The organism is Marinovum sp. 2_MG-2023 (assembly GCF_030548265.1).
Taxonomy (GTDB): domain Bacteria; phylum Pseudomonadota; class Alphaproteobacteria; order Rhodobacterales; family Rhodobacteraceae; genus Marinovum.
Genome location: NZ_JAUOSD010000009.1, coordinates 84,565 through 110,057, shown reverse-complemented (window position 1 = coordinate 110,057; position 25,493 = coordinate 84,565). Strand labels below are relative to the sequence as shown.

General features: G+C 58.1%; 28 protein-coding genes and 1 tRNA gene. 18 read left to right on the top strand and 11 right to left on the bottom strand.

Features of this window, described 5'->3' with window-relative positions; genetic code table 11:
- The first annotated feature begins 12 nt into the window (after positions 1-12).
- Together Q4577_RS12255 and Q4577_RS12250 are read left to right on the top strand one after the other, a co-directional pair.
- A complete protein-coding gene (locus Q4577_RS12255) occupies positions 13-429 on the top strand; it encodes a DUF4864 domain-containing protein (protein WP_303469440.1) in 417 nt (138 codons plus the stop codon).
- Between the two features lie 199 nt (positions 430-628).
- Positions 629-2,914 (top strand): glycosyl hydrolase family 28-related protein, encoded by a 2,286-nt coding sequence (locus tag Q4577_RS12250; protein WP_303469441.1) that lies wholly within the window; start codon positions 629-631, stop codon positions 2,912-2,914.
- A gap of 118 nt (positions 2,915-3,032) precedes the next feature.
- Here the strand turns inward: Q4577_RS12250 and Q4577_RS12245 are convergent, their stop codons facing one another.
- Complete coding sequence (locus Q4577_RS12245; RefSeq protein ID WP_303469442.1) at positions 3,033-3,695, bottom strand: hypothetical protein; 663 nt, start codon at positions 3,693-3,695, stop codon at positions 3,033-3,035.
- Between the two features lie 142 nt (positions 3,696-3,837).
- Here Q4577_RS12245 and Q4577_RS12240 point away from each other — a divergent pair, with 142 nt between their 5' ends.
- A complete protein-coding gene (locus tag Q4577_RS12240; protein ID WP_303469443.1) occupies positions 3,838-4,680 on the top strand; it encodes a DUF6206 family protein in 843 nt (280 codons plus the stop codon).
- A 78-nt stretch (positions 4,681-4,758) separates the two neighbouring features.
- Positions 4,759-5,079, top strand: a complete 321-nt coding sequence (locus tag Q4577_RS12235; RefSeq protein WP_303469444.1) for an antibiotic biosynthesis monooxygenase — start codon at positions 4,759-4,761, stop codon at positions 5,077-5,079.
- Positions 5,080-5,172: 93 nt separating this feature from the next.
- On the opposite strand, the gene Q4577_RS12230 is transcribed toward Q4577_RS12235, so the two are convergent.
- On the bottom strand, positions 5,173-5,553 hold the full coding sequence (locus tag Q4577_RS12230) for a YbaN family protein (protein ID WP_303469445.1): 381 nt from the start codon (positions 5,551-5,553) through the stop codon (positions 5,173-5,175).
- Between the two features lie 93 nt (positions 5,554-5,646).
- On the opposite strand from Q4577_RS12230, the gene Q4577_RS12225 reads away from it, so the two are divergent.
- Positions 5,647-5,916: a DUF5665 domain-containing protein gene (locus Q4577_RS12225; protein WP_244688840.1), complete on the top strand. Its 270-nt coding sequence runs from the start codon at positions 5,647-5,649 to the stop codon at positions 5,914-5,916.
- A 393-nt stretch (positions 5,917-6,309) separates the two neighbouring features.
- On the opposite strand, the gene Q4577_RS12220 is transcribed toward Q4577_RS12225, so the two are convergent.
- The 3 genes from Q4577_RS12220 to Q4577_RS12210 form a co-directional block, all read right to left on the bottom strand.
- Positions 6,310-7,143, bottom strand: coding sequence for a 2OG-Fe(II) oxygenase (locus tag Q4577_RS12220; protein ID WP_303469446.1), 834 nt, complete (start codon positions 7,141-7,143; stop codon positions 6,310-6,312).
- A 65-nt stretch (positions 7,144-7,208) separates the two neighbouring features.
- The gene (locus Q4577_RS12215) at positions 7,209-7,589 is read right to left on the bottom strand and encodes a VOC family protein (RefSeq protein ID WP_303469447.1); all 381 of its coding nucleotides are present in this window, start codon (positions 7,587-7,589) and stop codon (positions 7,209-7,211) included.
- Positions 7,590-7,681: 92 nt separating this feature from the next.
- Positions 7,682-7,867, bottom strand: coding sequence for a PLD nuclease N-terminal domain-containing protein (locus tag Q4577_RS12210; RefSeq protein WP_244688844.1), 186 nt, complete (start codon positions 7,865-7,867; stop codon positions 7,682-7,684).
- A gap of 261 nt (positions 7,868-8,128) precedes the next feature.
- Here Q4577_RS12210 and Q4577_RS12205 point away from each other — a divergent pair, with 261 nt between their 5' ends.
- The gene (locus tag Q4577_RS12205; RefSeq protein WP_303469448.1) at positions 8,129-8,701 is read left to right on the top strand and encodes a hypothetical protein; all 573 of its coding nucleotides are present in this window, start codon (positions 8,129-8,131) and stop codon (positions 8,699-8,701) included.
- Between the two features lie 36 nt (positions 8,702-8,737).
- Here the strand turns inward: Q4577_RS12205 and uvrB are convergent, their stop codons facing one another.
- Positions 8,738-10,909, bottom strand: coding sequence for an excinuclease ABC subunit UvrB (gene uvrB / locus Q4577_RS12200; protein WP_280520575.1), 2,172 nt, complete (start codon positions 10,907-10,909; stop codon positions 8,738-8,740).
- A 538-nt stretch (positions 10,910-11,447) separates the two neighbouring features.
- Here uvrB and Q4577_RS12195 point away from each other — a divergent pair.
- The 11 genes from Q4577_RS12195 (at position 11,448) to Q4577_RS12145 (ending at position 19,845) form a co-directional block, all read left to right on the top strand.
- Positions 11,448-11,759, top strand: a complete 312-nt coding sequence (locus Q4577_RS12195) for an ETC complex I subunit (RefSeq protein ID WP_303469449.1) — start codon at positions 11,448-11,450, stop codon at positions 11,757-11,759.
- Positions 11,760-11,870: 111 nt separating this feature from the next.
- Complete coding sequence (locus tag Q4577_RS12190) at positions 11,871-12,797, top strand: MYG1 family protein (RefSeq protein ID WP_303469450.1); 927 nt, start codon at positions 11,871-11,873, stop codon at positions 12,795-12,797.
- Positions 12,798-12,922: 125 nt separating this feature from the next.
- The gene (locus tag Q4577_RS12185; RefSeq protein ID WP_303469451.1) at positions 12,923-13,399 is read left to right on the top strand and encodes a GNAT family N-acetyltransferase; all 477 of its coding nucleotides are present in this window, start codon (positions 12,923-12,925) and stop codon (positions 13,397-13,399) included.
- 53 nt (positions 13,400-13,452) lie between these two features.
- A tRNA-Arg gene (locus Q4577_RS12180) sits at positions 13,453-13,529 on the top strand.
- A 724-nt stretch (positions 13,530-14,253) separates the two neighbouring features.
- Positions 14,254-15,204: a tripartite tricarboxylate transporter substrate binding protein gene (locus tag Q4577_RS12175; RefSeq protein WP_303469452.1), complete on the top strand. Its 951-nt coding sequence runs from the start codon at positions 14,254-14,256 to the stop codon at positions 15,202-15,204.
- Positions 15,205-15,275: 71 nt separating this feature from the next.
- Complete coding sequence (locus tag Q4577_RS12170; RefSeq protein ID WP_303469453.1) at positions 15,276-15,761, top strand: tripartite tricarboxylate transporter TctB family protein; 486 nt, start codon at positions 15,276-15,278, stop codon at positions 15,759-15,761.
- Positions 15,755-17,242 (top strand): tripartite tricarboxylate transporter permease, encoded by a 1,488-nt coding sequence (locus tag Q4577_RS12165; protein WP_303469454.1) that lies wholly within the window; start codon positions 15,755-15,757, stop codon positions 17,240-17,242. Before Q4577_RS12170 ends, Q4577_RS12165 begins: the two co-directional genes overlap by 7 nt.
- Positions 17,239-17,925, top strand: a complete 687-nt coding sequence (locus Q4577_RS12160) for a GntR family transcriptional regulator (RefSeq protein ID WP_303469455.1) — start codon at positions 17,239-17,241, stop codon at positions 17,923-17,925. The genes Q4577_RS12165 and Q4577_RS12160 overlap by 4 nt, the downstream gene beginning before the upstream one ends.
- A gap of 89 nt (positions 17,926-18,014) precedes the next feature.
- Positions 18,015-18,548 carry a peroxiredoxin-like family protein gene (locus tag Q4577_RS12155; RefSeq protein WP_244688852.1) on the top strand — a complete coding sequence of 178 codons (534 nt, stop codon included), beginning with the start codon at positions 18,015-18,017 and terminating at the stop codon, positions 18,546-18,548.
- Between the two features lie 36 nt (positions 18,549-18,584).
- The gene (locus tag Q4577_RS12150) at positions 18,585-19,214 is read left to right on the top strand and encodes a glutathione S-transferase family protein (protein WP_303469457.1); all 630 of its coding nucleotides are present in this window, start codon (positions 18,585-18,587) and stop codon (positions 19,212-19,214) included.
- 4 nt (positions 19,215-19,218) lie between these two features.
- Positions 19,219-19,845 (top strand): glutathione S-transferase family protein, encoded by a 627-nt coding sequence (locus tag Q4577_RS12145; RefSeq protein WP_303469458.1) that lies wholly within the window; start codon positions 19,219-19,221, stop codon positions 19,843-19,845.
- A 71-nt stretch (positions 19,846-19,916) separates the two neighbouring features.
- On the opposite strand, the gene Q4577_RS12140 is transcribed toward Q4577_RS12145, so the two are convergent.
- From Q4577_RS12140 to Q4577_RS12120, 5 genes are read right to left on the bottom strand one after another with little or no spacing between them, the layout of a single operon-like run.
- Complete coding sequence (locus tag Q4577_RS12140) at positions 19,917-20,300, bottom strand: nuclear transport factor 2 family protein (RefSeq protein ID WP_244688855.1); 384 nt, start codon at positions 20,298-20,300, stop codon at positions 19,917-19,919.
- Positions 20,301-20,339: 39 nt separating this feature from the next.
- On the bottom strand, positions 20,340-21,107 hold the full coding sequence (locus Q4577_RS12135) for an amino acid ABC transporter ATP-binding protein (RefSeq protein ID WP_303469549.1): 768 nt from the start codon (positions 21,105-21,107) through the stop codon (positions 20,340-20,342).
- A 20-nt stretch (positions 21,108-21,127) separates the two neighbouring features.
- Positions 21,128-21,934: a transporter substrate-binding domain-containing protein gene (locus Q4577_RS12130; RefSeq protein ID WP_303469460.1), complete on the bottom strand. Its 807-nt coding sequence runs from the start codon at positions 21,932-21,934 to the stop codon at positions 21,128-21,130.
- A gap of 32 nt (positions 21,935-21,966) precedes the next feature.
- A complete protein-coding gene (locus Q4577_RS12125) occupies positions 21,967-22,623 on the bottom strand; it encodes an amino acid ABC transporter permease (protein WP_303469462.1) in 657 nt (218 codons plus the stop codon).
- 9 nt (positions 22,624-22,632) lie between these two features.
- Positions 22,633-23,346, bottom strand: coding sequence for an amino acid ABC transporter permease (locus Q4577_RS12120; RefSeq protein ID WP_303469464.1), 714 nt, complete (start codon positions 23,344-23,346; stop codon positions 22,633-22,635).
- Positions 23,347-24,246: 900 nt separating this feature from the next.
- Here Q4577_RS12120 and Q4577_RS12115 point away from each other — a divergent pair.
- Positions 24,247-25,482 carry a GAF domain-containing sensor histidine kinase gene (locus Q4577_RS12115; protein ID WP_244688859.1) on the top strand — a complete coding sequence of 412 codons (1,236 nt, stop codon included), beginning with the start codon at positions 24,247-24,249 and terminating at the stop codon, positions 25,480-25,482.
- Positions 25,483-25,493 lie beyond the last annotated feature (11 nt).

Genomic DNA, 25,493 nt, shown 5'->3' with positions numbered 1-25,493 from the left:
GAGGTGGTTCAAATGTTGCGAATTCTGGCGCTGTTATGCGCGGTCCTTTTGTCCGGCGGACTTGCCGCCGCCCAAGACACTCAACCCCGAAATCCAGAGATTGAAACGGTGATCGGCGCGCAGCTTGATGCCTTTAAGGCAGAGGATGTGAGTGGCGCATTTGAATTCGCCGCGCCGAATATCCGCCGGATTTTTCGAACCCCGGAAAATTTCGGCCAGATGGTGGAACGTGGCTACCCGATGGTTTGGCGCCCCGGCGCGACCCGTTACCTGGAGCTTGCCGATATTGACGGAAGATTGTGGCAGCGGGTCGAGATCCTGGATGAAAATGGCGGGCGTCATTACCTTGGCTACGAGATGATCCCCGATGGTTCCGGCTGGAAAATCGGTGGGGTCCAGATTTTGCCTGCGCCCGATATCGCCGTCTGAGCCGCCACAGGCACGTCCACGGCGCGTGCGTTGAGGTATGTTGCGTAGTTGTATTGCGCGCACAGCGCACATTGTGTTGCGCGACCAACGCACGGTGGCCTCACCGCAGTTTAAGGTCCAATTGATACCCATTGCCCTCATCGGCGGGTCTTTGCCCGCCTTTCTCGTGGTTTACGCGTGATGTGGGAAAGGGATCTTCATGAACAAAGCGATTACCGAGGGCGTGGTTTTCATGCCGACGCCGTTCGCCAGTGGTTTGGACGAATGGTCGAGCCAGAATGGACGACCGGGCGACGACACCTATGAAAATGCAGCTAATGCGGCCTTTGTGCCTGCGGATCAGGATTTCGGTGGCTGCCTTGAATTGCAGAAAACCGCTTCGACCCAAAAGCTGCGCTATATGGGCGAAACCCCGCTTTTGCCAGGGTGTTACATCCGGGTGCGTGCACGGGTAAAGGCGATTTCCGGCAATCTGCCCAATGTGCGAATTGCCGGCTATCCGGCGCAGGCCAATGGCACTGAGGTTGGCGGGCTGACGGTGTTCGGGCCTCAGGTTTCGCTGAACACCTATGGCGACGTGACCGAGGTCTCGGCCATCCTGGGGGCGGGCAACCGCGGCGGTGTGGACATGGTTTGGGGCACCACCCCGGTCTTTGCCCATTTGGGATTGGATCTGACGGGGTCGAACGGTGGTGTCGTTCGGATCGACGATCTGGTGATCGAAGACATCACCAGTGCTTTTCTGGCCGACATGCTGGCCACCGTAGATGTGCGGGATTTCGGCGCAATTGGCGACGGTACGACCAACGACAGTGCCGCGTTCGAGGCCGCCGATGACGCGGCAGACGGACGCGAAATTGTGGTGTCCGACGGCACCTATCGTCTGAACAGCGATGTGACGATCAATTCGCGCATTCGTTTCGAGGGCACGGTGACGATGCCCGATTCTGCCATCCTGTCCCTGACGCAGAACTTTGATCTTGGCACCTATATTGATGCGTTTGGCAATGAAGAGACCGGTTTCAAAAAAGCGTTCCAATCGCTTTTGAACAATTCGGATCACGAGAGCCTGGATATGGGTGGTCGCCGGATTTCGATTTCCGGTCCGATGGACATGCAGGCCGTGGTGAACAACAAGAATTCCTATGCCCAGCGGCGGCATATCGCCAACGGCCAGTTCTATGCCACTGGCGATACGGTTTGGGAACCAGAGGTGCGCACAAGTGCTGCGACCTATTCCGCCAGTGACGATGACAAGCTGACCAATGTCGGCAATATCGCCAATATCCCGGTTGGATCATTGATCACCGGCGTGGGCGTCGGGCGCGAAGTCTATGTGCGATCGGTCAATATCGCGGCACAGGAAATCACCCTGTCCCAACCGTTGGGCGCGGCGACGGGCAGCCAGACCTTTACCTTTACACGGTTCAAATACATGCTGGATTTCAGCGGCTTTGAGCAGCTGACCAGCCTGTCGTTTTCGGACGTCGAATTCCAGTGCAACAACAAGGCCAGCGCCATCATGCTGGCCAAGACCGGCACGGTGTTTCAGGTGCGGGATTGTTATTTCACCCGCCCGAAATATCGCGGCATTACCTCTATCGGGTATGGCTGTCAGGGGATGTTGGTGGACCGGTGTCAGTTCCTGTCATCCGAAGGCGGCATTGCGGCGCAAAACCGGGTGTCGATCGCGATCAATGCCAACGCCAATGACGTCAAGCTGCGCAACAACCGCGCCAGCCAGTTCCGGCATTTCTGTATCCTGAGCGGGTCCAACTCTGTTGTGTCGGGCAACCACTTCTTTCAGGGCGACGGTCAGCCAAATGGCGTTCGCATGGCCGGGCTGGTTCTGGCGCTGCGGTCCTGTAATGCCACGGTGGTGGGCAATTACGTCGACAATTGCTTTATCGAATGGACCAATGAACGCGAGGTCGAGCCAGACTATGTGGGCGGTTTCGGCTTTGCCGGGCTGTCGATCACCAACAATGTGTTCCTGTGCGGGGACGTGTTGGATAGCTTTGCCTGGATTGTGGTCAAACCCTATGGCAGCGGTCATCGTCTGAACGGGTTGAACGTCAACGGCAATTTGTTCCGCGGCGTCGGCACGGTGATCCGGCAGGCCGAAAGGATTGATACCAGCCACAACGACATGGACTATGGCAACATGAAGAACGTGTATTTCTCGAACAACACGTTCAATAATGTCCTGAAGGTCACCGAAAACCCGGTGGTCGTGTCACATACCCAAGCCACCGAAGCCACCACTTGGCAAATTCCGGGAGCGGATATTTTGGCCTTTGGCGGTGAAGCGCGTGGTGTTGATGCGGTGGTGGCCACAGACAAGATTTCCAACAGTTCCAATGTGGCACAATGGAACATGCCCTATGTCAAACATGGGCAGGGGACCAACAATAAACGGGTCGATTTGTTTTGGCCAACAGCCGTCAAAGGCAAGGTGAATGTGACCATGCGCATGGATGTCTGATACCGGATTGGGGCGATCATCGGTCATTGCCCCAACGCGGTAGGGGAGCGGTGCAAGCAGGCCGTGGCGCAGTGATGCGCTGCGGTCTTGTGCCATGTCTGGGGTATCCGACGGACGTTCAAAAATTGTGCCAGAACCCGATGCGAATGCCGGGTGACCGGTCGGTTTGCAGGTCAAACAACACGCCGGTATCGACACTGAAATCATCGCTGATCGGAAACACCAGCCCCGTGGCCAGGGTCGAATAAAGCGTGTCGTCGATTTCGGTGTTGAAAATCTGGACCATGGATTGGATGCCACTTTTGTGCGTCAGCCCGACGGTCAAATCAAGTTTGGTTTGGCGCACCTCCATCTTTTGATTGTCAAAGACATGGTCGATCCTTGTTTCGACAGAGAGCCAGCCCGAGGTTTCGCCAAGGGTGATGCCACGACCATAATGCAGCCCGATGCCGGAGTAATTCAGTTCATCCACTTGGCCGACGCTGAGTTCCAGCGCCAGTTTGTGCACATCATGTTGCAAGACCGGCAGGCGAAAAAACAATCGCGTGTCGAGTTCCGCCGCCGGGCCATACCCGCCATGCAGGCCCAGGGTCAGCGACGCGGTGAGGCCGTATTCGGCGTAAAACGAATTATAGACCGTGACATCACTGACGTGGCCGAGATCGTTGAAACCGCCAAGCTCGGTTGCGATGGCCAGAAACCAAGCGCCTTCGTCACGGGGCCAGGCCCCGGCAGATGCAATATTGGCAGTCAGGCTAAACAATACGGCCAAGCGCAGCATACGCAGACCTTCCGATTTTGACGGCTTTCTTTGCCGAGCGTGGCGGATCTTGGTAAACAAGTGGTTAATTGATCCGGTTCGGGCGACGCTGGCAAAAGCGCGGCCAACAGGATATAGCGCGCTGCAAATGGCAGGGTGAAACATGAGCGATCTTGACGAATTGGCGCGGTTGATCCGCGATGACAGCGGGGCACGCGGGCAGCCGGTGTCGAAACTTGGCTATTTCTGTGCGCCGTTTCGCCCAAAGTCGGGAACATTTTCCGACAAAGTCATCAAGGTCTATCGGGCGTCGCCGGACCATGCGCTTATGGCGCGGCTGGCGGCGGCGCATGACGATTACCTTTCGGCGTTGCGCACCACCGGTGTGCCGGTGCCGGACACGGAATTCCATTTGCTGCCGGAGGGCGCGCATCAGATCCCGGTGATCGTTCAGACGGCCTTGCCCGCCGACACCATGATGCGGCCACAGATGCAGGCGGCCCCGGTGGAGGACGCCATCGACCTGATGGAGGCGGCGGGACAGGTGATTGCCCGGTTCTGGAACAATGCCGATCAGTTTGGCACCCGCATCGGGTTCCATCCGTCGATCCGGAATTTTGCCGTGGCCGGGGGGCAGGCGACCTTCTTTGATACCTTTCCGCCACTGATCCACTATTCCCGTGCCGAAATGGGGCAGATGCTTTTGATCTTTTCCGAAAGCGCGCTGATGCGGGCGGTGGGGCCGGTGTTCAAGGGCCGGGTGACCGGCATTCAGGACGAATGGTATTCCGCGCCGGAAACACTTGTCGGGCTTGTGGGATCGGCCTGTCGGTTGCGACCCGACGATGGTCAGGCGTTCCTCGCCTGGGGGCGCGATTTTGTGAACCGTGAAATGCCGCGCTGGGCGGATGAGGCACTGCCAGAGTTGCAGCGCCCGCCGAAATTGCCGGGATATTGGACCGGCATGCGCAAGCTTTTGGGGCTTCAGGGCGAACCCAACGTCTGAGGCGGAAGATTTACGCAAACATTTCGGGCTTTGACCGGCCTCTACCCCCGTGGCAGGATACCCACAGGAGGACCAGCCATGCCCGAAATCAAAAGAGATGCGCAAATCCAAACCGTCATCACCACCTTTGAAATGACCCCCGGCACCTGCCAGGATCTTCTGGATGCATTGCAGGATGCCTATGACAGCTTCATTTCAAAACAGCCGGGTTTTATCGCGGCCGGTCTGCATGTGAATGACGCCCAGACCCGCATTGCCAATTATTCGCAATGGGCCCGACGGGAAGATTTTCTGGCGATGTTGCGATCCGACGAAATGCGCGCCCGCAATCGCAAGATCAACGAATTGTGCCGCAGTTTTGAGCCGGTGATGTACGACGTGGCGGCAACATTCGGCTGAGCTGAGATTGGTTCCCGGCGGATATGAGCGCATGGACGGTGCGCCAGGTCCGTCGGTGCCAGCCCCGCGCGCATCGGCATTTGCAGCAATACCTCAGGCCGCGGGGGGCGATGGGCGGGTGACAATGAACAACGCGGCACAGCTCAGCACAACTGACTGAATGGTCAGGATCGTCGCGCCCAGCCCAAAGATTGCCCCGGCGGCCAGAATCACCACCATAGAGGTCAACGCCAGCCATTTGGCCCGGCGCGAAATCGCGCGATGGTCCCGCCAATTGGTGATTGGTGGTCCCAACGTTGGATGGTCTACCAGCCAGTCGTGCAAAACGGGCGAAGATCGGGCGAAACAATAGGCCGCCATCAACAGAAAAACCGTGGTGGGCAACAACGGCAGGACAATGCCCAACACGCCAAGCGCCACCGCCAGGCATCCAAGGATCATCCAGATCGCACGTGAGAGGGCAAACATCCGCATGTGGCCGGACCTATCACAGCGATTTGGCAAAGACCGCAAAAATGCACCGGTTTGGGGCTGGAGATTGGCGGAAACCCGCGCTAGCTATGCCGTATGACACAGGATCTTGGCACCGAAATCAGAGCCCTGCGTAAAGAAGTGGAAAAGTTGAACAACCACCGCTTCTTTCGCATCCATGATAAATTCTGGACCATGCTTTGGCATTCATTGGCGCGTGGGCTGATGATGGGTCTCGGCACGGTCATCGGCGCGACATTGTTGTTGTCGGTGCTGGTCTGGACATTGGCCCAGATCGAATTCATCCCCATTATCGGCGAATGGGCCCGTGAAATCGCTGATATTGTGACCAATGTCAGCGAATGACGCCGGGCCCCTGTGGTTCGGCCGTGGTTAGGCGGATCTGAGAAGCGTTTTGGTTGATCCAACGGCTTGGACAATTCGGGTATAGGGTTGCTGGCGTTTGCGCGCCGCAGTGACTATGGCGCGAAGTGCAAAGGTTTCGAAATCAAGCGGTGTCAGCGTGGTTTCAGCCAAAGCCACGCCGTGCCTGGTGTGTTGCCGACGCGGCAATCCATCATGATTTGTACCACCTAAACAGCAGTGCACCGCGTTTTAGCATGGCGCCGAAAAATGGCGCGGTCAAGCAGAAGCATTGAAGCAGGGATGCTTTTGCAAAACACCCGATGCCACATCGCGATTGGTCAACTGCGCATCATGAATGGTGAGGGCGTCTGATTTTCAACCTCACTTAGAAAATCAGAACCCCAAACGGCGCAATGGGCCAATTACCCGACGGAACAAAATCGGGGGCAGAAGATCCTGAAGCGTTTCCAGCCGCTTTACCTCGCGATCCACCTGATCCGTGGTGCCGGGGCGGGGGCGGAACAGCGTTGTGTGGCTGCGCTTTGTATGATCCCAGGTTGCCGTGTAATAATACAGCGCCAATGACATGCGCGATTCACCATTGGGGTGGTTGACCGGCTCTGGATTGCCGTGCCAGGTGTCAGACCCGGTATTGAAGCAGCACATGCGATTGTAAACCGGTGTGAAGCTTTCAACCTTTTCGGTCATGCCGTCATTCCAGATTTCGAAGGACCCGCCGTATTCGGGTTTCCAATCCTTATTGAGGTAGATCAGAATATTCAATCGCCGCTCAAGATTGAGTTTCTGATTGTGATTGAAATCCGCATGAATGTCCAAATGTCCGCCATTGGCGACCACATGCACGCCGCCACCGGCGAAATAGGGATCGGGGATCAGACCGCTGATGCCGGTCATCTCTTCGAGATAGCGCACAAAGGGACGGGAGTTCAGCACGTAAAACAGCTGACGAGTGTATGGCGGCAGACGCTCTGGCAGATAGGATGTTTTCAGCTTTTCTTGGGGGCGGTCAAAGCTGTCTTCGGCCTCTGGCAGGGTCTTCAGTTCGGCAATGACCTTGTCCAGAACAGAATCGGGCAGGAAATCGTCAAAACTGCCATAGGGATATGGTTTGCGTTTTTGATAGGTTTCCGCAGCGGCCTGACCTGCCGCTTTGGCAGCGGCGGCATCAACGGCCAGAGTGTCGGGATCAATTTGAATAACAGCCATAATTACAATCCTTGCAAAGGTTTGACACGATGTAACAAGTGAATTTGGCAGAAATGTGGATGATTTTAACCATCACCGCCTGATGTATCGAAATCAACATGAATGTGGTTGCCGTCCGGGTCACGCAGGTTGATCTGGGTCAGCGGAATGCCGGGCACCGGATCGACGCTGTGGGAGATGTCGTTTTGATTGAGCAGGGCAATAAAATCGGTCATCCCCTTGGCGCGAAACGCAAAATGTTCCAGCGTGATGTCGCCGCCGGCCTGTGGTGTGCCGTCCACCGCGACCAGATGCACAACCGCGCGATCGCCAAGATATAGCCACGCGCCGGGAAAGCGGAACGGTGGGCGTTTGCCGGGATGAAGGCCCAGAATGTCACCGTACCACGCAATCATCGTGTCAAGATTGGTGGTCCGGATGTTGACGTGATCAAAACCTGTAAGCATGGCAAGAGCCTAGCAGCGCAGAGCGTCATTGCAACGGCGATCTGCCTGCGGGGCGCGCGGAAAACCTCCGCAGCGCCCCGCAAGGACCGGTGTCAGACGCGACTGTTGCCGCCACGCGGACCGGCCAGCAACCAGGCGAGAAAGCCAAGCACAGGCAGGGCGAGAATGACCAAGGTCCAGATCAGTTTGGCCATTGTTGACGCGGTGGACGACAAAACCTGGTAAATCGCGAAGATGTCCACAACCAGGATCAGCAGACCGAAGAATCCATATTCCATTTTTACGACCTCCGAAGGTCTTTGCAGTGATAACGTATCGGCGCATTCTCATGGCCGACAGGGTCGAGGTTTCGACCTTGGCCCTGAACCTAGGGCGATCCGGCGGGAATTCACGAAAAACCTCAAATTTGATTGTAACGCCGGACCTCGCCACAGGGCTTGGGCGCCTTTTGGCAATGGTCCACATCGGCCTCTCTTGAAACTGGCCGCGGCTTGCTGGACACTGGCAGCCATCACATTTGTTTGGAAAGAGAATTGGCCGTGGACAGTGTTTCAACCGCTTTTGAATTAATGTTTGTCGAGCTGGATGGAGAAGAAGAAGGTCTTAACAGCAAAGGTGCCGACGCATTCCAGAATTCGGAATATGACGTGGCACAGGAATTGATCGACAAGGCGCGTAAATTAAAAGCATTCCGGGATCGGCTTCAGACCCTGGCCGAGGAATGGCAGGAGGACTTTTCCCAGGAATTTCCCGAAGAGGTGGTGCCAGACGCGGTCGAAGCGGCGCGCCGCACAATAATGTTTGCACAGAAATCGGCAAAAACCACCCTGTTGGTCCGGTTCCCCGAGGGCGACGTTATTGCAAATCCGGTGGCGGCCCAGACATTTGCCGATACCATTGAAAGGCTGGGGTTGGCGCGGGTGTCCGCATTGGGGTTGACCCGAAACAACGAAAATCTGGTGTCAAAAACACCTTCGGTCAAATACCGCGACATAGAAATCAACGGATACTTTGTGAAAACGCACAGCAGCACCAAAGACAAAAAGCGCTTTCTTGACGAAATCGCCGCGCGGCTTGGGGTTGGGCTTGACGTGAAAATCGTCACGAATTGACGGTGTCATGAACTGCGCGGGGCAGGGGGGCGACCGCTAGCGCCCCCGCCGTTTCACATTTCCGCCGCGTTGCCCCGGCCGCCCGGCTGTCGACCGACCCTTGGCCTTGACCGCCGCTTCTGATGCTTTTTCCACCGCATATTGCCGCGCCAGCGGGTCGTCGGCCACGGCCAGATCCACTGCCTCCAGGCGCTTGACCTCGTCCCGCAGTCTTGCGGCTTCTTCGAATTCCAGGTTCTCGGCGGCCTTGCGCATATCGGCGCGCAGCCCGTCCAGCACAGCCTGAAGGTTCGACCCGGCCAGCCCCTTGTCGATGCTGGCGGTGACGCGGTTCATGTCGGTGTCACCTTTGTAGAGGCCGGAAAGCACATCCTCGACGTTTTTCTTGATCGTGGATGGGGTGATGCCGTGCTCTTCGTTATAGGCGACCTGTTTGGCGCGGCGGCGGTCGGTTTCGGCCAGCGCGCGTTCCATCGACCCGGTGATGCGGTCGGCGTACATGATGACCCGGCCCTCGGCGTTGCGCGCCGCGCGGCCAATGGTCTGAATCAGCGAGGTTTCCGAGCGCAGGAAGCCTTCTTTGTCGGCGTCCAGAATGGCCACCAGCCCACATTCGGGAATGTCCAAACCTTCGCGCAACAGGTTGATACCGATCAGCACGTCAAAGGCCCCCAGCCGCAGATCGCGCAGGATTTCAATACGTTCCAGCGTGTCGATGTCGGAATGCATATAGCGCACCTTGATGCCCTGTTCATGCAGATATTCGGTCAGATCCTCGGCCATGCGTTTGGTCAGCGTGGTGCAGAGCGTGCGATAGCCGTCGGCGGTGACGCGGCGGACCTCGTCCAACAGATCGTCGACCTGCATCTCGACTGGTCGGATCTCGACCTGTGGGTCGATCAGCCCGGTGGGGCGGATCACCTGTTCGGTGAAGACACCGCCGGATTGCTCCAGCTCCCAGGCCGATGGCGTGGCCGATACAAAGACCGACTGCGGGCGCATCGCGTCCCATTCCTCAAACTTCAGGGGGCGGTTGTCCATACAGGAGGGCAGGCGGAAGCCATGTTCCGCCAGCGTGAATTTACGGCGATAGTCGCCCCGGTACATGCCGCCGATCTGGGGCACGGAAACATGGGATTCATCGGCAAAGACAATCGCATTGTCGGGAATGAATTCGAACAGGGTGGGGGGCGGTTCCCCCGGCGCACGCCCCGTCAGATAGCGGGAATAGTTTTCGATGCCGTTGCAATGGCCGGTGGCCTCCAACATTTCGACATCGAAATTGGTGCGTTGTTCCAGCCGCTGCGCCTCCAGCAGCTTGCCCTCACCCACCAGTTGATCGAGCCGTTGCCGCAACTCCTGTTTGATCGAGATGACCGCCTGTTTCAGGGTCGGTTTCGGCGTCACATAGTGGGAATTGGCATAGACCCGGATCTGGTCGAAGGTATCGGTCTTTTCGCCGGTCAGGGGGTCGAATTCCGTGATCGCCTCCAACTCCTCGCCAAAGAACGACAGGCGCCACGCGCGACTGTCGAGGTGGGCGGGAAAGATTTCCAGCACATCGCCGCGCACCCGGAATGAGCCACGCTGAAACGCCTGATCGTTGCGTTTGTATTGCTGGGCGACAAGATCGGCCATGATCTGGCGTTGGTTGTATTCCTGCCCGGCCTTCAGATCGAGGGTCATCGCGCTATAGGTTTCGACCGAGCCGATACCATAGATACAAGAGACCGAGGCGATGATGATCACGTCATCGCGTTCCAGAAGCGCCCGTGTGGCCGAGTGGCGCATGCGGTCGATCTGTTCGTTGATCTGGCTTTCTTTCTCGATATAGGTGTCGGAGCGGGCGACATAGGCCTCTGGCTGATAGTAGTCATAGAAGCTGACGAAATATTCGACCGAGTTGTCGGGAAAGAAGCCTTTGAATTCACCATAGAGCTGCGCGGCAAGCGTCTTGTTCGGGGCAAGGATGATGGCCGGGCGTTGGGTTTCCTCGATCACCTTGGCCATGGTGAACGTCTTGCCGGTGCCGGTCGCGCCAAGCAGCACCTGATCACGGTCACCGGCATGAAGACCCGAGGTCAGGTCGGCAATCGCGGTCGGTTGGTCCCCGGCCGGTTCAAAATCGGTTTTCATGACAAAGCGATGCCCGCCCTCCAGCTTGGGGCGGCGCGCCACCGCGGGGGTCGGGGCGGTCATCATTGGCATGGTGTGGTGATCGGTGTCGGACATGGGGCAGCTCCTTGCGCCCTTAACTTGCCCCCTTTTTGTTCTTTTGCAAGGGCGGTTGCGCCACGGGGCGCGGTGCGGGGCCGGACATTTGAAAAGATATGGCAAATACCGATTCCACTGGATTCGCTGCCGCATTGTGACAAAAGGTTTCAGAAAGTTGCTGAACCTCGCGCGGAATTGAATTTTTGTATCGCGCTGGATTGGGTGAAGTGTGAGTGTTTACAGCATCTTAATGGTTTGATGCGGAAAACACCCAAATGGGCGCAAGAATTTTCTGCCTGAAATCAATTGCCAAGCCACTGACAGCACATGTATTTTCATTTCTGCAAGCATCAGACTTGGCTGTCATTGGGTCGCTTTATCCCATCCCTCGCTCCCCGCGGCACGATTGTCGGCCAAGTCTGGTTTGCACCCCCCCAAATTACCGCAGGCTTCGCCGGTCACCGGTGCTGCAAACGCTTGAACAGCGCCGCGAAATTGCCGATAACCGGGCAAACACCCCGGAGGGACCCAAATGCGTGCACGTATTTTCCAACCCGCCCGCAATGCCATGCAATCGGGCACTGCGAAGACCAAAAATTGGATGCTGGAATATGCGCCGTCCACATCGCGTGAGGTTGATCCGCTAATGGGCTGGACTTCGTCTGTGGATACCCAGACCCAGGTGCGGATGAGCTTTGACAGCAAGGAATCGGCGCTGGCCTATGCCCGCGATCACGGGATCGACGCGATTGTGACCGAGCCGAAGAAGCGCAAGCCCAACATTCGCGCGCGCGGCTATGCAGAGAATTTTGCCGTTGATCGGCGCGGTCCCTGGACCCACTGAGGCCGACGGCGGCAGCGGGCCGGTGCAGCCCACCCTGCGCCACCAATCAAGCAATATAATTCGACATATACGGGCGGCCCTCTGGTCGCCCAATTCTTTTGAGGCGCAGCCATGACCATCACCCATCTTGTCACCCATTCCGGCGGATTTCATGCGGACGAACTTTTGTCCTCTGTCATTCTGACGCGTCTCTTTCCCGATGCAGAGTTGAAGCGCAGCCGGGACAAGGCTTGGATCACCCCGGCCGAGGATCGGATCATCTATGATGTTGGTGGCCAGTTTGACGCCGCGCTGCAAATCTTTGACCACCATCAGCGGCCCAATCCCTTGCGCGAAGATGGCCAGCCGTTCAGCTCTTTTGGATTGATCTGGGCCCAGTATGGCCGGGACTATCTGCGCGTGATGGCGGTGCCAGAACAGGATGTCGAGGCGATTCATGGGTCTTTCGACCGTGGCTTTGTGCTGCCGGTCGATCTGCTGGACAATGGCGCGGTCAATGCCGCAGAGGCGGGGCCGCTGTTTGCCGGCCTGACCCTGCCGGTGCTGTTGGAGAGCCTGAAGCCGGTGTTCGATGACCGCGAAGAGGGGGCCGATGATCGGGCGTTTCTGGCGGCGCTTTCCGTGGCGCGTGCCTTTGTCGAGGCGCAAATCGCCCGTCGCGCCGCGAAATACCGGGCAGAGGCCATGGTCATGGCCGCCATCGAAGCCGCCGGAGAGGGCCGCATTCTGGAATTGCCGATGGGGATGCCGTTTCGCGCCGGGGTGGAAAAATCCGGTGCCGACCATCTGTTGTTTGTGATCCATCCGCGCGGCAGTGATTGGGCGCTGACCACGATCCGCACCGGCGACGACACATTTGACACCCGCGCCGATCTGCCTGCGGCCTGGGCCGGGTTGACCGATGCCGCGTTGGAGGCGGCCTGTGGCGTGGCGGGTGCCAAGTTCTGTCACAACGGGTTGTTCATTGCCGTGGCCAGCAGCCGCGAGGCGATTGTGCGTATGGCCGAACTGGCCGTGTCCGAGGCCGCAGCAGCCTAAGCTGTCGCGGCGATTTCCATAACAGCGCGTGATGTCCTGTCGGGCAAATCTTGATCCCGGCAGGGCATAATCGGCGCGCTGCGCCATTGTATCCATGCCCGGCGTCCGGGTAGCATGTCCGCGACATGGCCATGAAAAACAGCGACATCACAATTGCCCCGGCACCCGCCGATGATCGCCAGGTTGCGGCGCTTTTGACGCGCCATCATACCGCGATGCGCGCGGGCAGCCCGGAAGAAAGCTGCCATGTGCAAACCGTCGCGGAATTGATGCGGGATGGCGCAGATGTGTATGCCGCCCGGCGCGGTGACGCGGTGGTCGCGGTCGGGGCGTTCAAATCGCTGGGCGCGGGCCATGCAGAACTGAAATCCATGCACACCGACGCGGCCCTGCGCGGGCAGGGGGTTGGTCAGCGGATGCTGGACGCCATCCTGGCCGCAGCGCAGGCCAAGGGGCATGACCGCATCAGTCTGGAAACCGGCACCGCGGATTTCTTTGCCGCGGCGCGTGCGCTGTATCTGTGCAATGGATTTGCGCCCTGTCCGCCGTTCGGCACATATCGCGACGACCCGCTCAGCGTCTTTATGACCCGGAAATTGTGACGCCGCTTCTGACCCTTGCCCCCGGTGGTGAATTTCGGCAAATAGGGGTCAGCGGTCCCTTAGCTCAACTGGATAGAGCACCTGACTTCTAATCAGGATGTTGAGGGTTCGAGTCCTTCAGGGATCGCCATTTCCAAGCTTGATGAGATGTCATTGCGTTATCGCGCAAGGCTGAGCTGTGTCTGCCTGACAGACATATTATAGCGCACAGCGCCTCTAGCCGATGTTTGCATCTCTGGGGGTGCGGGTCTGGAAGAGTGGCAATGAATTCCTGTCACTGAATTTTCGGCTGCTGGTGGGGCTGATGTGCACGGTTGGTTGTTCGGGGCGACTTTGGGCCCCGTGAATTCAGACATTGCCGACAAAATCTATCCTATGTGCGTGCGGCCCTATCGCGGTTTTGGCTGGGATTCCGATAATGCGGGATTATTGGACGCAGCTGTATCCGTAAGGTGACGGCTTTTTGCGCGGAAAAAATGGGTTAAAAGCGCCCCGGTTGCGCCAATGCGGGGCAACAAATTGGCCGTGACCCCGACAGCGACCGCCAAACCGCAAAAGTGGCCGGGGTTCGCGGGCACCGAAAGGACCGTCAAAGCGGTGGCAGATTCGGGGGATCGGGTGCTTACCGACACAGAGTGGAACGTCAGCCGCGCTCTGTTCATCTGTTGGCGACACAGCGATCTGTGTGTCCGGGGCCTTGGGCCGCCGCGTTTCGGGCTGCTGTAAATTTCCCATACAAAATAATGACTTCTGGCTGCCGTGCCCTGCGAATTTCCAAAATTTCACCAACTCTGTTGACAGGTCCGCAATAATATACTGTAATATATCAACGGAGAATAGGAGGAGATTTTCCCATGAAGCTCAAGTTTATTGCAGCGGCTCTGACCGCATTGATTCCCGGTATGGCGCTGGCTGACTGGCCGGAACGGCCCGTGACCATCGTCGTCCCGGCCGGCGCCGGTGGCGGCACCGATGCCACGGCCCGGATGCTGGCCGAACGCCTTAGAGAAAAATTCGGCGTGCCGTTCAACGTCGTCAATCAGGGGCAGGGCGGTGGCGTTGTCGGCATCAACACGATCAAATCAGCAGATCCAGATGGCTACACCATCGGCGTGATCTACAATTTCGCGCATTACGCCCCCATGGGGCAGGCTGATTTCAACGCGGATGATTTCACCGCAATCGCACAGTATAATTTCGACCCTGCCGGCTTTAACGTGCGTGCCGACAGCGAATGGAACACCATCGGCGAGGCGCTGGACGCCATCAAGGCAGCGCCGGATGCCTATTCCATCGCTTGCGGCGGCGGCTGCGGCGGGTCCTGGCCGATTGCGACCGCAACGCTCATGTCTGAATGGGGTGTCGACCTGTCCCAGGTGCGGATGATCGCGGGCCAGGGCGCAGCAGGCGCGTTGCAGGATATGGTCGCAGGTGGCTTTGACGTGGTGCCGACTTCGGTGCCAGAGGCAGGCCCGCTTATCCAGGCTGGCCGGATCAAATCGCTGGCGGTGTTCGGTGATGCCCGGCTCGCGGCCTTCCCGGATATTCCGACACTCGCAGAAGAGGTCGGGCTGGAGCTTTCGCTTGGGGCGTGGCGCGGCGTGGTTGGCCCCATGGGGCTGGATCAGGATGTCGCCGCGGAACTGGAGGCCGCGATTGGCGATATCGTCGAGGATGAGACCTGGCAAAACCAGATGTCCGAGCGTGGATTTGGCATTCAGTGGCGTGATGCCGATGGCTTTTCCGAGTTCATGAAATCCGAAGAAATCAGTGTCCGTGAAATCGTGTCTACCCTCGGGCTTTGACATGTGGCCGTGTCGTCAGGGCCGCCCACCGGCCCTGACGACATCCGGCAAACCTGACGAAAGGAAGGTGGATGAAACTTGATGATACACTGAATGGCATTCTGTTTCTGGCGCTTGGGCTTTGCATCGCGCTTTATGCGCAGACCCTGCAGAAGCAGCCGCAAATCGAATATGGGTCCGGCTTTCTGCCGGGCATTGTGGGAACAGGAATGGCGTTGGCGGGGCTGGCCCTGATCCTGCGCCGGATCGTGACCGGGGCCGGGGGTGTTGCCGGTTTGGTCGCCTTCAAAGGCAAGGGGCGGCGCGGGGCCATGGGTGTTGGCCTCTTTGTCGGAACGATCCTGATCTATATCCTTCTGGCGCAGACCATCGGATTTCTGTTGCTGGCACCGTTTCTGATCTTTGGTCTCGTTTTCTGGTTTGAACGGCGTTGGAAATTGGCGGCATTGGTCGGGGTGTTTGGCACGCTGGCGCTGCACAGCTTTTTCTATCAGATCATGCAAGCGCCGCTGCCCTGGGGAATTTTGACCAAATATTCCGGGGTGCTCACATGGTAGCCTTTGACTCTCTCATGCTCCTGCTGGAGCCGTCGACCATGTTGGTGATCATCGGCTGTGCGATCTATGGGTTGGTCGTTGGTGCGATCCCCGGCTTCACAGCGACAATGGCCGTCGCGCTGCTGGTGCCGATGACCTATTTCCTCGATCCGGTGCCCGCGCTGGCCGGTATTGTCACATTGGCGGCGATGGCCATTTTTGCCGGCGATATTCCCGGCGCGTTGCTGCGGATGCCGGGCACGCCTGCCTCGGCCGCTTATGCCGATGAATCCTTTCAGATGGCGCGGCGCGGCGAGGCGGAAACTGCCCTCGGCACCAGTCTTGTTGCCTCGGCTCTGGGCGGGATCTTTGGCGCGCTTCTGTTGATCTTTGCGGCGCCGGCACTGGCAGAAATCTCGCTGAGCTTTTCCAGCTTCGAATATTTCTGGTTGGCCTGTCTGGGGCTTGTCGCGGCAATCGCGGCTTCGAACGCCACACCGGCCAAGGGGGCGATATCGCTTTTCATCGGTTTGACCATTGGCATGGTCGGGTTGGACCCGGTGTTTGGACAGCAACGGTTTACCTTTGGCAATGTGAACCTTGTCGGTGGGTTGGCGTTTATCCCGGTGTTGATCGGTTTGTTCGCCGTATCCGAGGCGTTTCGCTTTGGCGCATCCCCCGTCGCGCGCCCCGAGATGCTGCCGCTGAAACCCGCGGCCATGTTCAAGGGCGTCTTTGGTCATATCGGCCGGCTGAAACTGCCAATCCTGCGCGGCGGGATCATTGGTTCGGTGGTTGGCGCGATACCGGGCGCAGGCGCAGATATCGCAGCCTATATCTCTTATGCGGTGGCGCGGCGTCTGTCGCCGAACAAGGATAAATTCGGCACTGGCACGGTGGACGGCATCGTTCCGGCAACCGCGGCCAACAATGCCGCCGTCGGGGGCGCGTTGATCCCGGCGACTGTGTTCGGCATCCCCGGCGACAGTCTGACTGCGGTGATCATTGGCGTGCTGTACATGAAGGGGCTTAATCCGGGGCCGACGGTTTTCCTGATGCAGCCGACGTTGCTCTATGCGGTTTTCATCGCCTTTCTGATTGCCAATATCGTGCTTGTCCCCTTTGGTTTTGGCGCAATCGTGATGTTTCGCCGCATCCTTTCGGCCCCGCCGGGCGTGGTGATGGCGCTGGTTATCATGGCCTGTATCGTTGGTGCGTTCGCAGTGGAAAATACCACATTCGCGATTGCGGTGATGCTTGGGGCGGGGCTGTTGGGATATTACCTTGAGGAAAATGAATTCCCCCTGGCGCCGGTCATTCTTGGGATCGTGCTTGGTCCGATCCTCGAATCCACGTTTCTGGCATCACTGGCCAAGAGCCAGGGCGCCTTTACCGAGTTCTTTTCGCGTCCCATCGCAGGAACTTTGGGCGCGACAACTATCGCATTGGTCATTGCTCCCTTAGTGTACGTCCTGATCAAAAGTCGAAGGCAAGCCACATGAGTATCGAGCGCCCAGAAAGCCGTTCATCCGCAGTATACCTCGACATCGAGGAAAAGATTGTCACGCTTGTTATCGCGCCGGGGCGTCTGGTGACGGAACAGAACCTCTGTGATCTGAGTGGCTATGGCCGCACGCCCGTGCGCGAAGCCGTGCAGAAGCTGGAACGTGACATGCTGGTTTCGGTCATGCCCCGGCGTGGCATCCTGATTGAGCCGATTGATGCGCAACGCGCCATCAAATCGCTGGATGTGCGCCGTCGGCTTGAGCCGTTTCTGACAGAACGCGCTGTGCGCAATGCCGATGACACAGAGCGCTGGCGCTTCGGGCAACTTGCCGAACGGATCGAGGAATCGGGCGCTGCCGGGGACACCCATGCCTTCATGGCTCTGGACCGGGAATTGAACAATCGCGTCGCCCAGGCGGCCCGCCATGACATCGCCTGTCGTGTGGTATTCCCGTTGCACGCGATTTCGCGGCGGATCGGCTATCTTCTGGCGCGCGAGACCAATGCCGGGCCGGGCAATGCCGTCGATACCCACAGCCGCATGGCGCGGGCCTTGGCCGCGGGGGACACCGAAGCGGCATTGAAAGCTTTGGACGAAACTTTTGAAACCTCACAATCCACCGCCTTGCGCGTGGAAGAAATGGTCAATCGAGGACAAATCGCCTTCGAATTAGCCTGAACAGTCGAAACTTCACCACCTTTGCCTGCGGGCAACACTGGACCTTGGGGCCGGTGACAGAATTCTTATGTCAAATGAAAGGACAGCCTATGTTGATGCCACGTAAAAAGACCCCCGATCTGACCGTTCCACTGGTGACAGGGGAGACATTCAAATTGTCCGAAGAAGCGAATGAACGCGGCACTGTCATTTGCTTTTATCGCGGGCTGCATTGCCCGATCTGCGCCAACTATCTCAAGGAACTGGAACGTCTGACCCCAGAGTTTGCCGAACGCGGCATCGGGACTGTGGCGGTTTCGACCGACGTGGAAGAACGCGCCAAAGCGATGGCGGAAAAGGTCGGCATGTCCAACCTGCGGCTGGGCTACGGTTTGTCGATCGAAGACGCCCGCAGCTGGGGGCTCTATATTTCGACGTCGCGCGGGAAATCCTCGCTTGGGATCGTTGAGCCGGACCTGTTTTCCGAGCCTGGTGTTTTCCTCGTTCAGCCCGATCGCGCATTGTATTATATGTCGGTCCAGACGATGCCATTCGTGCGTCCGCATTTCAACGAGCTGCTGGCAGCGGTCGATGGCGCCATGGCGGCCAACTATCCGGCGCGCGGCGAAGTTCAGGCCGACTGAACCCGCACGCACCGGACATCATATGAGGGTACACACATGATCCGCTTTTACGCCTGGCCAACCCCGAACAGCCGCAAGGTTTCCATCTTGCTGGAGGAACTGGGTCTGCCATATGACACAATCGCCGTGGATATCGGCAAGGACCAGCAATTCGCGCCAGAGTTCCTTGCCATCAGCCCGAACAACAAGATCCCGGCGATCCATGATCTCGACACAGATCAGAGGATATTCGAGTCTGCGGCAATCATGATCTATCTGGCCGAACGTCACGGCCGGTTCTTGCCCTCTGATGGCCCGGCCCGTTCCGACGTGCTGCAATGGCTGATGTGGCAGATGGGCGGGCTGGGCCCGATTGCGGGGCAAGCGCACCATTATCTCAGATTCAATCCAGGCGCGTCGGACTATGCCGCAGAGCGGCTTTCCACAGAACTGGCGCGGCTTTATGGGGTTCTGGACCGGCAGCTGGCGGATAATGATTTTGTGGCTGGTGCGTATTCGATTGCCGACATGGCAATCTGGCCCTGGGTCTCGCGCCATGAATGGCACCAGGTGGACCTTGGCAACTATCCCAATGTGCGGCGCTGGTATCAGGCCATTGCCGCACGCCCCCAGGTCATTCGCGGATATCATGTGCCGCATGACGCTGGCGCGATCCCGGCGGGCTGACGCCATGACCCACATGCTGGAGGTTCTGGGCCGCGCCAATTCGATCAACGTGCAAAAGGTCATGTGGTGCGCGGCCGAGCTGGATCTTGCCGTGACGCGGCACGACATCGGCGGCGCATTTGGCGGCACTGACAGTGCGGATTTTGCCAATTTGAACCCGAACCGGCAAATCCCCGTCCTGATGGACGGGGATTTTGCACTTTATGAATCCAACGCCATTGTCCGGTATCTTTGCGCCAACTATGGGGCAGGGTGGCAGCTGGGGAACCCAAAGGATCTTGGCACCGCCAATCAATGGATGGATTGGTATCTTACGACGATACACCCGCCGATGACGACGCTGTTCTGGCAATTGGTGCGCACTGCCAAGGCGGATCGCGATGACGCCGCCATTGCAGGGGCGTTTGCCACCTGTTGCGCGCTATGGGCCCAGGTTGACCGGCATCTGAGCGAACGGGCCTATCTGTTGGGGGCCGACATCTCGATGGCTGATATCCCCTTGGGGTGTTCGGCCTATCGTTGGAATGCGCTGGACATTGACCGCCCGGCTTTGCCCGGACTTGACGCATGGTACAAGCGGCTTTGTCAACGAGCGGCGTACCGCGACCATGTCATGTTGCCGCTGACCTGAAGATCTGTCCCGGACGCGCGCCCGATGTGGCCTGCGTCCGGGTCATTGTTTCGGGGGCCGTCCAATCAGGTTCAGGCCGGAAGCGCGTTGTGGCAGGTGTTCAACAGCCATTGCCCATCGCGCCGTTCCCAGACCTGGGTTGTCACCGCTTTGGTGTCAAAAACACTGTCGGTTTCCAATGCGCGGGTCTGTTGGATCAGATCGCCAATCATCACCGCCGTGTCGCCGAGAACCCGAATGTTCAGGTTGTCCCGTTTGACAGACAAAAAGCGGAACCGGTCGCGCACGCCGGCCAGATAGCCGTCTTTGCCGTCAATTCCGCCGTGAAGATGAACATGGGCCAGGTTGTCGGCCAGGATCTGGCCCAATCCCTCGACGTCGCCACGCATCAGGGCGTCACAGCGCGCGGCCTCTGCTTGTTTCAATTCAACGATCGGATCAATCGTGTCAGCCATTTTCAGTCCTTTTTCAGGTTGGGGGGAGGGAGGGAAATCTCAGGAGATTTGGCCCAGGAAACTTTGCGTACGGGCGTGGCGCGGCGCATCGAAGAAGCCAACCGGGTCGTTTTCTTCAATGATCTCGCCGTGATCCATAAAGATCACCCTGTCCGCGACCTTGCGGGCAAAGCCCATTTCATGGGTCACGCAAATCATCGTCATCCCGTCCGAGGCAAGGTCGATCATCGTATCGAGCACCTCGCTGACCATTTCCGGGTCAAGCGCCGAGGTCGGTTCGTCAAACAACATGATCTGTGGTTGCAGGCAAAGCGCCCGGGCAATCGCGACCCGCTGTTGCTGGCCGCCGGACAATTGCGCCGGGTATTTGTCGGCCTGTTCGGGAATGCGCACCCGGTCCAGGTAATGACGCGCGATTTTTTCGGCTTCGGTGCGGTCCAGCCCGCGCACCTTGATCGGCCCCAGTACGCAGTTCTGCAGGATCGTCATATGCGGGAACAGGTTGAATTGTTGAAACACCATCCCGATTTCGCGTCGATTTTCACGCACCCGCGCCGGCGAAGAAGACAGCTTTGTCCCGTTCACCTCGATTGTGCCGCTCTCTATTGATTCAAGCTGATTGATGCATCGGATCAAGGTGGATTTGCCCGACCCCGAGGGGCCGCAAATCACGATCCGTTCGCCGCTGTGTACCGTAAGATCCACGGATTTCAGCGCCTGAAACGCCCCATACCATTTCTCTATACCGACAAGACGGACAGCGGGAGGAGCCTGCACCTTTGGTGCAGACCCGGGTTTTGATGGCATGTTCGCCGAGGACAGGGCGTTCATTTGGTTTCCACACCCGAAAAGTCAGGCAAGGATTCTTCGAACCACTTCTGGTAAACCTCTTCCAATTGGCCGCTGGCCTTCAGATCGCTCAGGAACGTATTGACGTAGGCCAGCATTTCGTCGCCTTCCGGGTGCACACCCAGCGCCAGAATAAAGCGGTTCATTTCGAATTTTTCTTCGAATTTGCCCGGCGCGATCTGGTGAATCTGCTTCATGCCGATATTGGAAACGCCGATGGCTTCGACCTGACCGCTCAGCAGCGCCTGAACCGCGCTCACATCATCGTCAAAGCGGCGGATGTCGGTGTCGGCCGGGGCGATCTTTGTCAGTGTCGCGTCCTGACCGCTGGCGCGGGTCACGCCAATCACATGGCCGGACAGATCCGCGGCGGTGGCCAACTCAAGATCTTTTGGGCCGAAAATGCCGATGCGCACGGCGGCGTAAGGTTCGCTGAAATCCACCTTCTTGGCGCGATCTTCGGTAATCGCCAGCGATGAAATCAAAAGATCGACCTGGCCGCTGAGAAGATAGGGAATGCGATTGGGGCCGGTGACCGGCACGATGGTCAGGTCAACGCCGATCCGATCAGCCAGCAGGGCCGCAATGTCTGCGTCATAGCCGTCGGGTTCATTGTCGGAATTCATGAAGCCCACTGGCGGGAAATCCACCAACATACCGACCTTGATCAGGCCCTCTTGCTGGATTTCGGAAATCTCCTGCGCCTGGGTCGGTGCGGTGCCAAACAGGCCCAGCACCATGGCCGTGGACAGGGCGATCAAACCGCGTGTCATTGAACGTTTCATCGTTTCTCCTCCGTTAAAAAAGTGGTCGTGGCTTATCGTGCCGCGATCCGGTCAAATCGGGTTTCCAGCCGCCGCGCCGCCAGGGACAGCGGCCAGCACAGCAGGAAATACAAAACCGCGACCAGGCTGATCACCAGAAAGGGTTTGAAGGTGGCGTTGCTGATGATCTGGCCGGCGCGGGTCAATTCGGTGAAACCGATGATCGACGCCAGCGACGTGCTCTTGATCAATTGCACCAGAAACCCGGTTGTCGGGGCGGCGGCAATGCGGGCGGCCTGGGGCAGGATCACGTCCTTCATCCGGGTGACATAGCCATAGGACAGCGCATCCGCTGCCTCGCCCTGGCCGGATGGCACCGCCTGGATGGAACCGCGCCAGATTTCACCCAGAAAGGCGGCGGCGTGCAGCGCCAAGGCCACGGCAGCGGCCAGCCAGGCATTGGTTGGCAGCCCGATGATGTTCAGACCGAAGTAGACGATGAACAATTGCATCAACAGGGGTGTGCCCTGGAACACCCGGATGAAACCCACCGCAAACAGCCGCGCAACCCCCAGACGTGACACCCGCATCAATGCGATGGCCAATCCGCCCACGGCCCCGCCGGCAAAGGCAATCAACGACAGCGCAATGGTCCAGCGCAGCGCAAGCACGATATAAATAACCTCGTTGGTCCCGAATTCACGTATCATGACGCCCCCCTACCGGTTGACGGGATAGGCAAAACAAAGCCGCCCGATGCCCGCAAAAATGGTGGAAAAAAGTATCGACAACGCCAGATAGATGACCGTTGTCACCAGGTAGACTTCGAAGCTGGCAAATGTGAGCGAGTTCAGATCATTGGCCGCTGCGGTCAGGTCGGTTGCCGAAATCGCCGACACCACGCTGGACCCCAGCATCAAGAAGATGAACTGACTGGTCAGCGCCGGATAAACCGCCCGAAGCGCCGGTTTGATCACGACGTATCGCAGCACTTGCAGCCATGACAGGCCTATGGCCTGCGCCGCTTCGATCTGGCCTTTGCTGATGGATTTGATCCCGGCGCGGATGATCTCTGTGCCGTAGGCGCCGAAGTTGGTGGTCAGGGCCAGAAGCGCGGTTGTATTGGGCGACAGCCGAATGCCAAGCGCGGGCAGGCCGAAAAAGATAAAGAAGATCTGCACCAGAAACGGCGTGTTCCGGATCAGTTCGACATAGATATCGACGCAGAGCCGCAGCGGTCGCGGTCCTGATGTTTTTATTGCGGCACCGACAAGCGACACCACCAGCCCAAGCGACATCGCCGCGACCGACATCTGGATTGTGAACCAGACACCGACCAAGAGCATGTCGAGCGCATTGAATACTGGTGCAAAGTTGAACTGATACACCTGTTCCCCCCTTTTTGTGCGCCGTTCCCAAATGGAAACGGCCATTGGCGGTCTGCTCCTCCGCAGACGTGTAAAACTGTCCGTTTGTCTCGGGCGTTTTGCGGCCAGATCGCGGACATTTTCCCATGATACACGTTAATATATCAGCGTATATTTATAGATCTTGTCAACTGGTAATGTCCCGGATTCCCACGGGCGCCGGGTAAGGCGCTGAGATTTATGTGGAATTATGGGCAGATTCTTTTGCCGTAGCTGGGGGTAAGTGAACGTCGCCATCCTGCCGACTGACGGCTGAGGTGCGGCTCTTCGTGGTCGCCTTGGTCGGTGTGCCCTGTTTCAGGCGGCGGTTATTGCCGGTGCGAGGCACCTGTTTTGGGGGATTATTCGATGCGTCGTTGCGGGTTCCCGCAAAATTCCTGCGTGCATCGCAGCTACGGTCGCGCGCCAAACAATTTATGGCTTGTCCGCAACCGGTTGCACGTCAGCAGCCGATCGAAAGGTGAACAGATCGCCCCAACAAGAGAAACCTGACCCGACACATTGGCAGATCCATCATGGCACAGAACATCATCGCGACCCCAAGAGGTGTTCAGCCGGTAAAAGCCGAAGCAATTGGCGCGGATCAGCCCCAGCATCGCGGGGTGAGGGTGCGGTTCTCTTTGGCGGTCGCACATTGACGGCACATTCAGGCAGCACAGGCCGGGACACCACTGGCCCGGACAACACAGGCACCGCACCATTGCCGGCCGGCACGCAGAGCCCCGTGCAAAAAGCGCATTTTTCGCGTTCGGCGGTTGGGTCCGAAATGGCCGCACCGCGCGGGATGTGCCGCGCGCGCCTTACCCCGCCCACACCCAAAAACCGGCCAGATATTAAGAGGTTAAATTGATAAGCAGGTCAGAATATGTTCAACTGGTGACATCCAAAGAGGGAGGGTGTGCTCTTATGCCAAACGCAGAAGAGGCTTTGGATTGCTATTTGTCGATTGCGCAGGCCATTGCCGGTCCGACAGATTATGAACTGGTTCTGGAAAATTTTGCCAACCGTCTGCGCGCGTTGATTGCGCATGATCACCTCGACATTGTGCTTCTGCATCCCAAGGGCACGCAGATTTGTTACGAGGCTTGCATGCACACGTCATGGAGCCACACACAAAACCCGGCAAAACCCACCGAGGAAAGCCCGATCCGTGACGTGTTGCGCGGCGACGTGGCGCATATTCTGACCGATGATGCCTGGACCGATCCGGTGTTTCATTTCGAAGGATCAGACAGCAAACCGATTTTCGAAGCCAACCTGCGCAGCCGCATCGTGGTGCCTTTGCGTGTGCAGGGCGAATTGATCGGCTCGCTTGCCATTTCGAGCCACAAAAAGAACTTCTACAGCGAAGAACTGCTTGTGCTGGCGCAAGGTGCTGCGGATCTTGTGTCGGCCTATCTGTTTGCACTGGAACGCGGCAAAGAAGCCAAGGAATCCGCCGTAACCGAGCTTGAGGCGACGGGGCGCGAACGCACCTTGCGCATTGGGGCGCTTCGCCTGACCGAAGGGATGGAACGTGAACGCCAGCGGCTGGGGATGGATCTTCATGATCAGACGCTGGCCGACCTGTCGCGTATTCGACGGCGGATGTCGCGGATTGAGGGCGGCTCAAAGGCTGCGATGGACGAAATTGCCGCCATCCAGGGTGAATTGGATCATTGTCTGGACGAGGTCCGCGGTATCGTTGAGGACATGAAGCCCGGTGTGTTGCAGCTTTTCGGGTTTGCGGATGCCGTGGATGCGCATTTGCAGCGCTGTCTCAAGAACATGCATCGCCCGATGGAGATGCATGTGGATGACGCCTCTGATGGCAAGATGGATGACCTGCAAAACACCGTGCGCACTGCGGTGTACCGGATTGTCCAGGAGGCCGTGAACAACGCGCTGAAACATGGCGAATGCAGCCGGCTTGACGTGCGGATTGCCCAGGCCGGGACCAATATGACCGTGACAATCGACGACAATGGCACAGGTATTCAGGACGCTGATTTGCAGTCGCAAAGTGGCATCAGCAATATCAAAACCCGCACGGATCTGATTTCGGCGCAGGTCTTTTTCGAACGCCCGGATGGGCCGGTGGGCACACGGGTCAGGATCGTGGTTCCGATGAATGCAGGGCAAGTCGAAAGTGACATCACATAACTTTTTGAAGC

Excerpts from the sequence above, each read along its gene's own strand:
- Q4577_RS12125 (WP_303469462.1), bottom strand. The coding sequence starts at position 22,623 with ATGATACGTGAATTCGGGACCAACGAGGTTATTTATATCGTGCTTGCG.
- Q4577_RS12145 (WP_303469458.1), top strand. The coding sequence starts at position 19,219 with ATGACCCACATGCTGGAGGTTCTGGGCCGCGCCAATTCGATCAACGTG.
- Q4577_RS12185 (WP_303469451.1), top strand. The coding sequence starts at position 12,923 with ATGGCCATGAAAAACAGCGACATCACAATTGCCCCGGCACCCGCCGAT.
- Q4577_RS12255 (WP_303469440.1), top strand. The coding sequence starts at position 13 with ATGTTGCGAATTCTGGCGCTGTTATGCGCGGTCCTTTTGTCCGGCGGA.
- Q4577_RS12155 (WP_244688852.1), top strand. The coding sequence starts at position 18,015 with ATGTTGATGCCACGTAAAAAGACCCCCGATCTGACCGTTCCACTGGTG.
- Q4577_RS12240 (WP_303469443.1), top strand. The coding sequence starts at position 3,838 with ATGAGCGATCTTGACGAATTGGCGCGGTTGATCCGCGATGACAGCGGG.
- Q4577_RS12210 (WP_244688844.1), bottom strand. The coding sequence starts at position 7,867 with ATGGAATATGGATTCTTCGGTCTGCTGATCCTGGTTGTGGACATCTTC.
- Q4577_RS12230 (WP_303469445.1), bottom strand. The coding sequence starts at position 5,553 with ATGCGGATGTTTGCCCTCTCACGTGCGATCTGGATGATCCTTGGATGC.
- Q4577_RS12165 (WP_303469454.1), top strand. The coding sequence starts at position 15,755 with ATGGTAGCCTTTGACTCTCTCATGCTCCTGCTGGAGCCGTCGACCATG.
- Q4577_RS12250 (WP_303469441.1), top strand. The coding sequence starts at position 629 with ATGAACAAAGCGATTACCGAGGGCGTGGTTTTCATGCCGACGCCGTTC.
- Q4577_RS12195 (WP_303469449.1), top strand. The coding sequence starts at position 11,448 with ATGCGTGCACGTATTTTCCAACCCGCCCGCAATGCCATGCAATCGGGC.
- Q4577_RS12170 (WP_303469453.1), top strand. The coding sequence starts at position 15,276 with ATGAAACTTGATGATACACTGAATGGCATTCTGTTTCTGGCGCTTGGG.
- Q4577_RS12140 (WP_244688855.1), bottom strand. The coding sequence starts at position 20,300 with ATGGCTGACACGATTGATCCGATCGTTGAATTGAAACAAGCAGAGGCC.
- Q4577_RS12245 (WP_303469442.1), bottom strand. The coding sequence starts at position 3,695 with ATGCTGCGCTTGGCCGTATTGTTTAGCCTGACTGCCAATATTGCATCT.
- uvrB (WP_280520575.1), bottom strand. The coding sequence starts at position 10,909 with ATGCCAATGATGACCGCCCCGACCCCCGCGGTGGCGCGCCGCCCCAAG.
- Q4577_RS12135 (WP_303469549.1), bottom strand. The coding sequence starts at position 21,107 with ATGCCATCAAAACCCGGGTCTGCACCAAAGGTGCAGGCTCCTCCCGCT.
- Q4577_RS12175 (WP_303469452.1), top strand. The coding sequence starts at position 14,254 with ATGAAGCTCAAGTTTATTGCAGCGGCTCTGACCGCATTGATTCCCGGT.
- Q4577_RS12150 (WP_303469457.1), top strand. The coding sequence starts at position 18,585 with ATGATCCGCTTTTACGCCTGGCCAACCCCGAACAGCCGCAAGGTTTCC.
- Q4577_RS12120 (WP_303469464.1), bottom strand. The coding sequence starts at position 23,346 with ATGGCCGTTTCCATTTGGGAACGGCGCACAAAAAGGGGGGAACAGGTG.
- Q4577_RS12215 (WP_303469447.1), bottom strand. The coding sequence starts at position 7,589 with ATGCTTACAGGTTTTGATCACGTCAACATCCGGACCACCAATCTTGAC.
- Q4577_RS12130 (WP_303469460.1), bottom strand. The coding sequence starts at position 21,934 with ATGAAACGTTCAATGACACGCGGTTTGATCGCCCTGTCCACGGCCATG.
- Q4577_RS12225 (WP_244688840.1), top strand. The coding sequence starts at position 5,647 with ATGACACAGGATCTTGGCACCGAAATCAGAGCCCTGCGTAAAGAAGTG.
- Q4577_RS12235 (WP_303469444.1), top strand. The coding sequence starts at position 4,759 with ATGCCCGAAATCAAAAGAGATGCGCAAATCCAAACCGTCATCACCACC.
- Q4577_RS12160 (WP_303469455.1), top strand. The coding sequence starts at position 17,239 with ATGAGTATCGAGCGCCCAGAAAGCCGTTCATCCGCAGTATACCTCGAC.
- Q4577_RS12115 (WP_244688859.1), top strand. The coding sequence starts at position 24,247 with ATGCCAAACGCAGAAGAGGCTTTGGATTGCTATTTGTCGATTGCGCAG.
- Q4577_RS12190 (WP_303469450.1), top strand. The coding sequence starts at position 11,871 with ATGACCATCACCCATCTTGTCACCCATTCCGGCGGATTTCATGCGGAC.
- Q4577_RS12220 (WP_303469446.1), bottom strand. The coding sequence starts at position 7,143 with ATGGCTGTTATTCAAATTGATCCCGACACTCTGGCCGTTGATGCCGCC.